Below are 11,463 nucleotides of genomic sequence, written 5' to 3' on the forward strand. Positions count from 1 at the left end.
CAGAATCGGGCTGTGTCGGGGCGGGGGAGCGCGAGGGGGCAGCCGCCCGCCTCGCGTGGAATCGAATGCCCCGGAAGCCTTGCTGTGCAAGGCTTCCGGCGAGCGAAGCGAAGACTTTTGCGCCGCTGTGCGGCGCAAAAGTAACGGCATTTTTGAAGGCTGGCGAAAAAGTCCCTGGACTTTTTCGCCAGCCTGAAATGGGCTCCGCAGATGTCTGCGGAGCCCATTTTTTATCGCTTACGTTCAGCAGGCGATAAAAACGCTCCCATGACGCGCTCCGTCATACCATGAAGAATCCCAGCCCACAGGCCGCTGTGGCGCTATGGGCGTAAAAACGTGGCGGGTAATGAAAAATTGTGCTTGAAAATGAGCGGATGCGTACAACCTGAGCAGAAAAGTGCCATTTATATCGCAGTGGGAGAAAAAACGGACTGGAAATCAGCTGTTTAAAATTGCAAGGAGCAGAGAATTTTGCTATAATGCTCATAGATTCAGCGGAAGTGCAGGTGAGGGCATGGGTCGGCACCGAAGCAAGAACAGTTTCAGATATGCAGTTGCGTTGTCAGTGTTCCTGGGCTACCTTGTGGCAGCGTTTATGGTGTTCTTTGCCAGTGTGGACAATGCGGTCAATAGAAATACAGTGGAGCTGCTCCGGTCCAATGTGCAGCAGCAGATCTACCATTTTGAGGCGGTCATTGAACTCCAGTTCAACACGCTGGAGGTGGCGTCGAACTATATCGGCATGCAGCCCCAGCGGCTGACAGAGGATCAGATGGACGACGTGCTCCAGGCGCTCTCATCCACGGATACCTTTGGGCGGACCATGCTGATTTTGCCGGACGGAACCGGGTATACCAGCGATGGGATTACGACCCAGGTAAAGGGCAGGGCCTATTTTGAGACCGCGCTGAGCGGCGAGCGGGCCCTGAGCGATCCCCTTTCCAGTTCGGTGGATGGGGACAATAAGGTGGTTCTGGCGGTGCCTGTCCGGCGGGACGGCCAGATTACCGCCGTGCTGGGCGGATCCTATGACGTGGGAGCGCTGAGCGATCTGCTGTTTGCCGATATCTATGACGGAAAGGGACACTCCTTTATCGTGACGGCGGACGGCACCATTGTGAGCAGCGGAACTGCCAATACCGACTGGTCGGATCGGAATTTCTTTGACGCATACGGGCAGGTGGAGTTCTCCAAGGGCTCTCTGGAGCAGATGCAGGAGGATTTCCAGGAGAGAAGCGGCGGCAGCATCATTGTGAACAATCAGGGCGTGGGCAGCTACCTGGCCTATGAGCCCCTCGACTGCAATGACTGGATGCTCTGTTATGTAGTCAGCGAAGAGAATGCCAAGGCCAGCTATGTGTTTATCACCCACTATGAGCTGCTGCTGGGCGTGGCATTCCTGATCGGCGTGGGCGTGCTGCTGCTGACGATGCAGCGTCTGAACGCCTGGGAGCGGCGCAGGCTGGTACGGAAGGCACAGGAGGACCCTCTGACCGGTCTGCTGAACAAGGAGAGTACGGCCCGCAGCATTACGGATTGGCTCAACGAGGAGCGGTGCGAGGGCATCCAGGTGCTGCTGATGGTGGATCTGGACCACTTCAAGGAGATCAACGACACCTACGGCCACGCCACAGGCGATCTGGTGCTGAAAAAAGCGGCCCAGGTTCTGCGGGGCGTGTTCCGCGAGACGGACATTGTGGGCCGGGTCGGCGGCGACGAGTTTATGGTGTTCCTGAAGAACGTGGGCAACCCGGACGCGGTGAAGCGGCTCATGAGTACCCTGAACAGCCGGATTCGTTCTGTGGTAGTGTACGACCTCCCGAAGGAGACTCTGTCGTGCAGCATTGGCGCGGCCTTCTATCCCCAACACGGGAAGGACTTTACACTGCTGTACGAGAACGCGGACCGGGCGCTCTATGAGGCCAAGCGGGCGGGGCGGAACGGCCATGCCATCTTTGAGTCTGACAGCTGAAGCTGCGGCTCCTGCCTCTGGAAAAGCGCGGAGATTTCAAAGGCCCCTGCGGTTCAGTTTATGATTCTGAACCGCAGGGGCCCTTTTGGATGAAATCCCACCTGTCTGCAAACACTAGCACCAAACTCCAAGGAGGTGCTGAACTATGACAGACGAGACAAAGGAGACAGCCGGAAGCGGGGAAGAGGGGGAGGAGAGCCTCAGCAGCCGCCAGCAGCAGATTGTGGACATGGGCTCCGCGACGATTAAAACGGAGCGGGGGACGGTCCATACCCTCACCATTGTAGGGCAGATTGAAGGCCACCAGCTGCTGCCCTCTACCGCCAAGACCACCAAATATGAGCACGTGATGCCCCTTCTGGCGGCCATTGAGGAGAGCAGCGAGGTGGACGGCGTGCTCATCCTGCTGAACACAGTGGGAGGCGACATTGAGGCGGGGCTGGGCATTGCCGAGCTGATTGCCAGCATGCGCAAGCCCACGGTGTCCCTGGTGCTGGGGGGCGGCCACTCCATCGGCGTTCCGCTGGCCGTGTCCGCCAGGGTGTCCTTCATCGCCCCGTCAGCCGCCATGACCATCCACCCGGTGCGGCTCAACGGACTGGTCATCGGCGTACCCCAGACCTTCTACTACTTTGAGCGCATCCAGGACCGTATTATTCAGTTTGTCACCCAAAACAGCCATGTGGACCGGGAGACCTTTACCAGAATGATGCTCCAGACCGGAGAGCTGGCCGCCGATGTGGGCAGCGTCATCTACGGGGAGGAGGCGGTGAAAATCGGCCTCATCGACCGGATTGGCGGCCTCTCCCACGCGCTGGACTGCCTCCACGGAATGATGGAGGAGGAGCGGCAGCGGCGGATGGACGCCCTCAAGATATGAAACTTCATGCGCCATTGGCGCGCCGCGATCAGAGGCAAACGCATCGGCGCATGAAGTTTTTGCGCATCATTTCCGGCTGCCCCCTCGCGCTCCCCGCCCCGACACAGCCCAATTCTGTTCAACCGAAGTTTTTCGACACGCTGAGCGCCCCCGGAGAAAATTTAACCTCCGGGGGCGCGTTTACAGGCAGGAAATTATTCCATTCCCTTTCCGCTGTTCCATTTCCAGTCCCTGATCTCCGGCATGTCCTCGCCGTAGGTGGTGATATACTGCCGGTGCTCCACCAGCTTGTCCCGCATGAGCTGGATGAGGAAGGCGCCCCGGTTGCCCAGCTGGGGCAGGCGCTTCACCGTGTCCATCACGAGATGGTAGCGGTCAATGTCGTTCTGCACCCGCATGTCAAAGGGGGTGGTGATGGTGCCCTCCTCCTTATAGCCCCGGACGTGGAGCTTCTTGTTGTGGCGGCGGTAGGTCAGCTCGTGCACCAGGGTGGGGTAGCCGTGGAAGGCGAAGATGATGGGCTTATCGGTGGTGAAGTAGGCGTCGTAGTCCTCGTCGGTGAGGCCGTGGGGGTGCTCCGTGTGGGGCTGGAGCTTCATCAGGTCCACCACGTTGATGACCCGGATATGGAGCTCGGGCAGATACTTGCGCAGAATGGTCACCGCCGCCAGGGTCTCCAGGGTGGGCGTGTCGCCGCAGCAGGCCATGACCACGTCGGGCTCGGTGCCCTGGTCATTGGACGCCCACTGCCAGATGCCGATGCCCTGGGTGCAGTGCTTCACCGCCTGGTCCATGGTGAGCCACTGGGGCCGGGGGTGCTTGGAGGCGATGATCACGTTGACGTAGTTCCGGCTCTTGATGCAGTGGTCAAAGGTGGACAGCAGGCAGTTGCTGTCGGGGGGCAGATAGAGCCGCACCACATCCGCCTTTTTGTTGGCCACATGGTCCAGGAAACCGGGGTCCTGGTGGGTAAAGCCGTTGTGGTCCTGCTGCCACACGTTGGAGGCCAGCACATAGTTCAGGGAGGCGATATCCTGCCGCCAGGGCAGCTGGGAGGCTACCTTGAGCCATTTGGCGTGCTGTGACACCATGGAGTCCACAATGCGGATAAAGGCCTCATAGCTGACAAAGGCGCCGTGCCGCCCGGTGAGGAGGTAGCCCTCCAGCCAGCCCTGGCACATATGCTCGGAGAGCATGGCGTCCATGACGCGGCCCTCGGTGTCCAGGTTCAGGTCATTTTCGATGAAATCCGTGTTCCAGCGCCGGCCGGTCACCTCAAAGACCGGTTCCAGCCCGTTGGACTTGGCCTCATCGGGGGCGAAAATGCGGAAATTTTTGGCCTCCATGTTGAGGCGCACCACATCCCGCATGTACTTGCCCAGCTGGTGCATGTCCTCGCCAAGGCGGTCGCCGGGGGAGGGAACGTCCACCGCATAGCTGCGGAAGTCGGGGAGGCGGAGGTCCCGGAGGACCTGGCCGCCGTTGGCATGGGGATTGGAGCCCATGCGCCGGTTGCCCACGGGAGCCAGCTCCTGCAGCTCCGGGATGAGCCTGCCGTTTTCGTCAAAGAGCTCCTCCGGGTGGTAGCTGCGCATCCAGGACTCCAGCAGGGCGATGTACTCCGGGTGTGCGGCGTCGGCGGGGAAGGGGATGCGGTGGGCCAGGCAGGTGCCCTCCACCGGAAAGCCGTCCAGGCACACGGGGCAGGTCCAGCCCTTGGGGGAGCGGAAGATGATCATGGGCCACCGGGGCCGGGTGGGGTCGTTCTGGGTGCGGGCGTGCTCCTGAATACGGCTGATCTCCCGCACCGCCCAGTCCAGGGCGGCGGCCATGGTCTGGTGCATCTGGGGCGCGTCGTCCCCCTCCACAAATCGGGGCTCCCAGCCGCAGCCCTTGAAGTACATCTCCAGCTCCTCGTGGGTGATCCGGCCGAAGATGGAGGGGCCGGCACTCTTGAAGCCGTTGAGGTGGAAGATGGGCAGCACGGCGCCGTCGGTAATGGGGTTGATGAGCTTGTTGCTCTGCCAGGCGGCGGCCAGAGGGCCGGTCTCAGCCTCGCCGTCTCCCACCACGCAGGCGGCAATCAGGTCGGGGTTGTCCATCACCGCGCCGAAGGCGTGGGACAGGGAGTAGCCCAGCTCGCCGCCCTCGTTGATGGAGCCGGGGGCCTCGGGGCCCACATGACTGGGGATGCCGCCGGGGAAGGCAAACTGGCGGAAAAGGCGCTTCATGCCCTCCTCATCCTGGCCCACGTTGGGATACACCTCGCTGTATGTCCCCTCCAGATAGGTCTGGGCCACCACGGCCTCTCCGCCGTGGCCGGGACCGGCCAGGTAGATCATGTTCAGATCGTTCCGGGTGATGACCCGGTTGAGATGGGTATAGATGAAGTTCTGCCCCGGCGCGGTGCCCCAGTGGCCCACGGTATGCCGCTTGAGGTGTTCCGGCTTGAGGGGCTGGCGGAGCAGGGGATTGTCCAGCAGGTAGAGCTGACCCACGGACAGATAGTTGGCCGCGCGCCAATAGGCGTCCATTTTGCGCAGCAGCGCCTGATCAAGGGGCCCCCGCTTTGACATACGGGCGGCGGATTTAAGTGCGGGCTTAGATTCGGGCTTTGCGGTCTTAGCCATCGGAAGAGCCTCCTCGAACGCTTAAAATCACTACTATTATGCTAAATTATGGGGAAGAAGTCAATAGTTACGGCGGGATAAAAGAGAAAAAAGAGGCTGCAACGGAAGCAGTCTCTTTTTTCGCATCTCAAACGCCGCCCAGAGCGGTCAGCTGAAAATCTGTCAGCGCGAGGGATTTCCCGTCATATGCAACCCGGGCGGTGAGGGTGCCGATGTCCACGGGGGACGCATCCCCAGCGGCAATTTGAAGGCCGAATACGGCGGTATAGGCTCCGTCCTCGCAGCGGAAGAACACCAGATTGCCCACAGGAGCCAGCCCGTCCGGCTCGGACGGGCCGTCGTACCAGGCGCTGATTTTTTCTGTCCCGGCGGCAATGGTGACGGTGTTTTCCACGTGGTCATAGGAGAAGGAGAGCAGATCCTCCAGCAGAGGGACATAGTAGTCGGAGCGCAGACCGCAGTCGCGCCAGCCGCCGCCCGGCTGGGGCTGGTAGACATGGAGCTCAAACACGCTGGATCCGGCGGAGTTGGACACCAGATAGATCACGGCCAGCTCCTCACCGCCGTCTCCGTCCAGGTCCTCCCAGCGCAGCTGAGGGAGCATAGGGTGCTCGGCGGAGAGATAAAGCTGGTCAAAAGGGGTGAGGACGTCGCCCTGGGCGATGAGAATGCCGCCGGCATCTCCGCCGTAGCCGTAGAGAACGATGTCCTGCGCAGGCAGCTCGGCCAGCCGGTAGAGGCTGCCGCTGCCCGCCTCAATGTCCTCGGCGGCGGACAGGGTGTCGGGCAGGTCGTCGGCGGAGATATCCTCCCACCAGGCGGGCGCCTCCGGGCTGGCAGAGGGGGTGGGGGGAACGGCGGAGGGCTGGACAGAGGAGGCGGGGGCGGGCTGGGAGGGAGCAGGAGAGGCGGCGGTCTCTCCGGTACATGCGGAGAGCAGCAGGGCGGCCAGCAGAACGGGGAACAGGGACTTCATAAGAGACCTCCTCAGGACGCTGCCCCCAGGGGCAGGATTCTGGTGTAATAGACCCAGCGGTACAGGACGAAGGCCACGGCGCAGGAGAGGGCCTCGGCGGCGGGCAGGCACCACCAGACCTGGTCCGGGGCGATAAAGGTGAGGACCAGGCAGACGGGCAGCACAATGACCGCCTGGCGCAGTACAGAGAGAATCAGGCTGAACAGGGGTACGCCCAGGGCCTGGAAGGCGGCGCCCAGGATGATGGACACACCGGCGAACAGGAAGGAGAGGGAGATAATCCGCAGGGCCGGGATACCCATGGCCATGACCGGTTCGGGCGCACTGAAGATCTGCATGAGCTGCTGGGGGAAGAGCAGGAAAATCACCATGCCCACACCCATGATGCACAGGGCCGCCGCCAGGGCAAAGTGGATGCCCCGGGTGATCCGCTCCTGGTGCCGGGCGCCGTAGTTGTAGCTGAGAATGGGGGTAAGGCCGTTGTTCATGCCGTAGACCGGCATAAAGACAAAGGACTGGAGCTTGAAGTAGGCCGAGAGGATAAACACCGGGGCGTCGCCGTACAGCGCCAGCATCCTGGGCAGGCTGAGAATTTTGTTCAGGCCCAGGGTCATCACGGTGCTTAGTGACTGCATGACAATGGCCGGACCGCCGATGCGGTAGATGTCCCGGATGGTGGCGGGACAGGGGCGGAAGCCCCGCAGAGTGAGCCGCACCACGCCGTTGCGGGCCACCAGCACAAAGCCCGCCGCCATGCCCACGAACTGGCCCAGCACAGTGGCGATGGCGGCGCCCGCCACGCCCATGGCGGGGAAGGGCCCCAGACCGAAGATGAGCACCGGGTCCAGAATCAGGTTGACGACCGCGCCGATGCCCTGGATAATCATGGGACCCACCGCGTTGCCCGTGGCCTGGAGCACCCGCTCGCCGGCAAACTGCATGCACACCCCCAGGGAGAACACCGTCACAATGGTGAGATACTGCCCGCCGTACTCCATGACCAGGGGGTCGCTGTTGAAGAAGCCCACAAAGCGGGGGCCCAGAGTCAGGCCGAAGAGAAGAAAGACCACCCAGGTGATGAGATAGAGGAAATAGCCGTTCAGGGCCACGGCACAGGCGGCCTCCGGGCGCTTCTCCCCAAGACGGCGGGAGAGCATGGCGTTGATACCCACGCCGGTGCCCACGCAGATGGCGATCATCATGGTCTGGGCCGGGTAGGCCAGGCCCAGGGCCACAAAGGCGCGATTGTCAATCATGGAGACAAAGTAGCTGTCCACCATGTTGTACAGGGCCTGAACCAGCATGGAGAGCATCATGGGCCAGGACATGTGGAGGATAAGCCGCCGGATGGGCATGACGCCCATCTTGTTTTCCATTTCCGCCAAATTCATCTTCCTTTCGTAAAAAAGAACGGGTTTCCCTCTGTTGAGGAAAACCCGTTGGTACAGTGGTTTTGCATCCCTGCGGGCCTCCGGGGAGAACCCGGCCGGCCATTCATTTGTGGGAATATTATAATGCCCTTGTGTACCGCAAGTCAACACATATTGCGTCAGGCGGGAAGGGAATATCCGCGTGGGTGCCGTCCCACCGGAAGCCGTGGGCGGCGTAGAACCGCCGGGCGCCGCTGTTCTCCCGCAGGACAAACACGAAGGCGTTCTGAAAGCCGCCGGCCTTCAGGCGGCGGAGGGCCTCCTCAAAGAGCGCTCCGCCGTACCCCTTGCCCCGGTGGTCCGGGTGAGTGTAGAAGGAGATGATCTCCCCCCAGCCCTGGTAGGCCTCGTTGGGGAAGGCGGAGCCCGTACGGGTGCCCGCGTTGTAGTTCTCGGTGCGGGCGGGACCGTAGTTGATGGCGGACACCGGAGTATCCCCATTGTAAAGGAGAAGGCCGTGACAGCGCCCGGTCTCGTAATCCTCCCGGAAATACTTCACCCACCGGTCATCGGTAATTTCCCGGGCCATATAGTCGTCGGGCACATAGCCTACGTATGTGTCTCTCCATCCGAGAGCATGGATGAGGGACATGGCGGCAAAGTGCTCGTCGGTGCGGGCGTCTACAAAGCGGAGGCCGCTCATACGCCGGCGGGCTCCGCTTCCCGGGCGGCCTCCTCCTCGTGCTGCTTCTGGAGGCCCCGGGCGTTGGCCAGCATGAGCTTGATCCGGTTCTCCTGATTGATCTTGGTGGCGCCGGGGTCGTAGTCGATGGCCACGATATTGCTCCAGGGGTAGTCGTCCTTCAGCTTGCGGATCATGCCCTTGCCCACGATATGGTTGGGCAGGCAGCCGAAGGGCTGGGTGCACACGATGTTGGGCACACCGGTGTGGATGAGCTCCAGCATCTCGGCGGTGAGGAGCCAGCCCTCGCCCATCTTGTTGCCGTCGCCCAGATAGCCCTTGATATAGCTGTGGAGCTCGTCAAAGTCGCCGGGGGCGCGGAAGCGGCCGGAGCGCTTGAGGGCGTCAATCATGGCCCGCTGCTTCTTTTTGATGTACCCGGCGAACACCCGGCACACCGCCTGCTTGATCCACTTGCCGCCGTAGATATCCACGTCCACGTCCCGGTTGTAGATCTTAAAGATGACGAAGTCGGCCAGCCCGGGCACCACGGGCTCGGCTCCCTCGGAGAGGAGGAACTGCTCCAGATTGTTGTTGCCCAGGGGGGAGTACTTAACGTAGATCTCTCCGACCACGCCCACCCGGACCTTCTGCTCCCCGGCCACGGGGATGGATTTGAACCGGTCGATGATGCGATCAAAGTTGGCGATCATGGTCTTGTGGCTCATGCCCCTGCCCTCGTTCATTTCGGAGAGCAGGAAGTCCATGCAGTCCTCAATGGCCTTGTCGGTGTCGCCGGGATTGACCTCATAGGGCCGGACCTGGTTGGCCACATTCATGAGCAGGTCGCCGTAAAACACGGCGAACACAGCCTTGCGTATAAAGCCCAGGGACAGCTTGAAGCCGGGGTTGTGCTCCAGGCCGGACAGGTTCACCGAGATGACGGGCACATAGGCCAGGTCGGCCTTTTCCAGGGCCTTGCGGAGCATATGGATGTAGTTGGAGGCCCGGCAGCCGCCGCCGGTCTGGGTGATGACCAGGGCCACCTTGTGGGGATCGTACTTGCCGCTCTTCACCGCGTCGATGAGCTGGCCGATGACCAGAATGGCGGGGAAGCAGGCGTCGTTGTGGACGTACTTCTGTCCGTAGTCCAGGATGCTCTTGCCGGTGGTGTTGAGCATCTCCACCTTGTAGCCCTCGGTCTGCATGATGCGCACCAGCATGGCGAAGTGCATGGGCAGCATCTGGGGCACCAGAAGGGTATACTCCTCCTTCATCTCCTTGGTGAAGAGAAGGCGGCCGGTCTTGTCGTATTCCAGTTTTGCCATAGAAAGATAAGTCCTTTCCGCATACGTTACGCCGTTCAGGCGCGCGAGATTCTGTTAGAGAACGGGCGCCCTGTCAGGCGTTGGCGGCGCTCTGTCCGTTCTGGGGCCGCTGCTGCTTGCGTGCGTCGATGGCGGCGATGAGGGAGCGGATACGGATGCGCACCGCGCCCAGGTTGCTGATGTCGTCAATCTTCAGCTGGGTGTACAGCTTGCCGCCCTCCTCCAGAATGGACCGCAGCTCGTCGGTGGTGATGGCGTCGGTGCCGCAGCCGAAGGAGACCAGCTGGACCACCTGCATGTCGGGCTGGGTGCAGACATAGCGGGCGGCGTTGTACATCCGGCTCTGGAAGGTCCACTGGTTGAGTACCTTCCGGGGGGCGTAGCCCTCCAGGTAGGAGAGGGCGTCCTCGGTGATGAGCACAAAGCCGAAGGAGGTGATAAGGTCGTTGATGCCGTGGTTGATCTCCGGGTCAATGTGGTAGGGACGGCCGCAGACCACCAGAATGGGCATGTTCATGGCCCGGGCGTACTCAATGTACTTTTTGCCGGTGGCGCGCACGTCGTGGACGTAGTCGTCGTAGGCTGCATAGGCGGCCTTGGCCGCGGCCACGGACTCCTTTTTGGGGATGGAGAACTCCTCCTCCATCATTTTGGCAATGCGCTTGGTGAAGTCCTTGTGCCGCCACAGGCCCACATAGGGGTTGAGGAACTTGGTCTGCTTCAGGGCGGGCACGTTGGCGGCCAGCAGCTCGGGGTAGTAGGCCACCACGGGGCAGTTGAAGTGGTTGTCGCCGATGCCCTCGTCGTTGTTGTAGGACATGCAGGGGTACCAGATGGCGTCCACGCCCTCCTCCACCAGGGCCTCCACATGGCCATGGAGCAGCTTGGCGGGGTAGCACACCGTGTCGGAGGGGATGGTGTGCTGGCCCTTGATGTACAGCTTCCGGGAGGACTCGGGGGAGAGGACCACCTCAAAGTTGAGCTTGGTGAAGAAGGTGAACCAGAAGGGCAGGTTTTCGTACATGTTCAGGCCGAAGGGGATGCCCATGCGGCCCCGGACGCCGGTGCCCTCGCCCTTTCCCTCCATGGCCCGGAGCTTCTTGTACTTGTAGTTCATCAGGTCGGGCAGCTCCACCTTCTCCTTGCCCAGGGGGCGGGAGCAGCGGTTGCCCGAGATGAACTTCCGCCCGCCGTCGAACTGGTTGACGGTGAGGGCGCAGTGGTTGGTGCACAGACCGCAGGTGACGGGCTTTGCACTGTGGGTAAAGGACTGTAGAGCCGCTTCACTGAGCAGGCCGCTGGCGTTCAGACGCAGGTCCCGGGCGGCCAGGGCGGCGCCGAAGGCGCCCATGATGCCGGCGATGGTGGGGCGGGTCACGTTCCGGCCCAGCTCCTGCTCAAAGGCCCGGAGCACCGCGTCATTGTGGAAGGTGCCGCCCTGGACCACGATGTGCTTGCCCAGGTCGTCGGCGCTGGCGGCGCGGATGACCTTGTACACCGCGTTCTTGACAATGGAGATGGACAGACCGGCGGAGATGTCCTCCACGCTGGCGCCGTCCTTCTGGGCCTGCTTCACGCTGGAGTTCATGAACACGGTGCAGCGGGAGCCCAGGTTCACCGGGTGC

At 61.9% G+C, this 11,463-nt stretch carries 8 protein-coding genes; 2 read left to right on the forward strand and 6 right to left on the reverse strand.

Features of this window, described 5'->3' with window-relative positions; all coding sequences use genetic code 11:
* The first annotated feature begins 595 nt into the window (after positions 1–595).
* The gene (locus tag QZY67_RS10500; RefSeq protein WP_295370120.1) at positions 596–1,972 is read left to right on the forward strand and encodes a sensor domain-containing diguanylate cyclase; all 1,377 of its coding nucleotides are present in this window, start codon (positions 596–598) and stop codon (positions 1,970–1,972) included.
* A gap of 145 nt (positions 1,973–2,117) precedes the next feature.
* Positions 2,118–2,852: an ATP-dependent Clp protease proteolytic subunit gene (locus QZY67_RS10505; protein WP_295370122.1), complete on the forward strand. Its 735-nt coding sequence runs from the start codon at positions 2,118–2,120 to the stop codon at positions 2,850–2,852.
* Positions 2,853–3,046: 194 nt separating this feature from the next.
* Here the strand turns inward: QZY67_RS10505 and QZY67_RS10510 are convergent, their stop codons facing one another.
* The 6 genes from QZY67_RS10510 to QZY67_RS10535 all read right to left on the reverse strand — a co-directional run.
* A complete protein-coding gene (locus tag QZY67_RS10510; RefSeq protein WP_295370136.1) occupies positions 3,047–5,428 on the reverse strand; it encodes a phosphoketolase in 2,382 nt (793 codons plus the stop codon).
* A 181-nt stretch (positions 5,429–5,609) separates the two neighbouring features.
* A complete protein-coding gene (locus QZY67_RS10515; RefSeq protein WP_295370124.1) occupies positions 5,610–6,458 on the reverse strand; it encodes a hypothetical protein in 849 nt (282 codons plus the stop codon).
* 11 nt (positions 6,459–6,469) lie between these two features.
* On the reverse strand, positions 6,470–7,849 hold the full coding sequence (locus QZY67_RS10520) for an MATE family efflux transporter (protein WP_295370126.1): 1,380 nt from the start codon (positions 7,847–7,849) through the stop codon (positions 6,470–6,472).
* Positions 7,850–7,967: 118 nt separating this feature from the next.
* Positions 7,968–8,531 carry a GNAT family N-acetyltransferase gene (locus QZY67_RS10525; protein WP_295370128.1) on the reverse strand — a complete coding sequence of 188 codons (564 nt, stop codon included), beginning with the start codon at positions 8,529–8,531 and terminating at the stop codon, positions 7,968–7,970.
* Positions 8,528–9,838, reverse strand: a complete 1,311-nt coding sequence (locus tag QZY67_RS10530) for a 2-hydroxyacyl-CoA dehydratase (protein ID WP_295370131.1) — start codon at positions 9,836–9,838, stop codon at positions 8,528–8,530. The genes QZY67_RS10525 and QZY67_RS10530 overlap by 4 nt, the downstream gene beginning before the upstream one ends.
* A 73-nt stretch (positions 9,839–9,911) precedes the next feature.
* Positions 9,912–11,463, reverse strand: a 1,552-nt coding sequence (locus QZY67_RS10535; RefSeq protein ID WP_295370133.1) for an acyl-CoA dehydratase activase-related protein, incomplete at its 5' end; no start/stop codon positions are given.

This window comes from uncultured Pseudoflavonifractor sp., from assembly GCA_904419835.1.
Lineage (GTDB): Bacteria > Bacillota > Clostridia > Oscillospirales > Oscillospiraceae > Pseudoflavonifractor.

Excerpts from the sequence above, each read along its gene's own strand:
- QZY67_RS10500 (WP_295370120.1), top strand. The coding sequence starts at position 596 with ATGGTGTTCTTTGCCAGTGTGGACAATGCGGTCAATAGAAATACAGTG.
- QZY67_RS10505 (WP_295370122.1), top strand. The coding sequence starts at position 2,118 with ATGACAGACGAGACAAAGGAGACAGCCGGAAGCGGGGAAGAGGGGGAG.
- QZY67_RS10510 (WP_295370136.1), bottom strand. The coding sequence starts at position 5,428 with ATGTCAAAGCGGGGGCCCCTTGATCAGGCGCTGCTGCGCAAAATGGAC.
- QZY67_RS10515 (WP_295370124.1), bottom strand. The coding sequence starts at position 6,458 with ATGAAGTCCCTGTTCCCCGTTCTGCTGGCCGCCCTGCTGCTCTCCGCA.
- QZY67_RS10520 (WP_295370126.1), bottom strand. The coding sequence starts at position 7,849 with ATGAATTTGGCGGAAATGGAAAACAAGATGGGCGTCATGCCCATCCGG.
- QZY67_RS10525 (WP_295370128.1), bottom strand. The coding sequence starts at position 8,531 with ATGAGCGGCCTCCGCTTTGTAGACGCCCGCACCGACGAGCACTTTGCC.
- QZY67_RS10530 (WP_295370131.1), bottom strand. The coding sequence starts at position 9,838 with ATGGCAAAACTGGAATACGACAAGACCGGCCGCCTTCTCTTCACCAAG.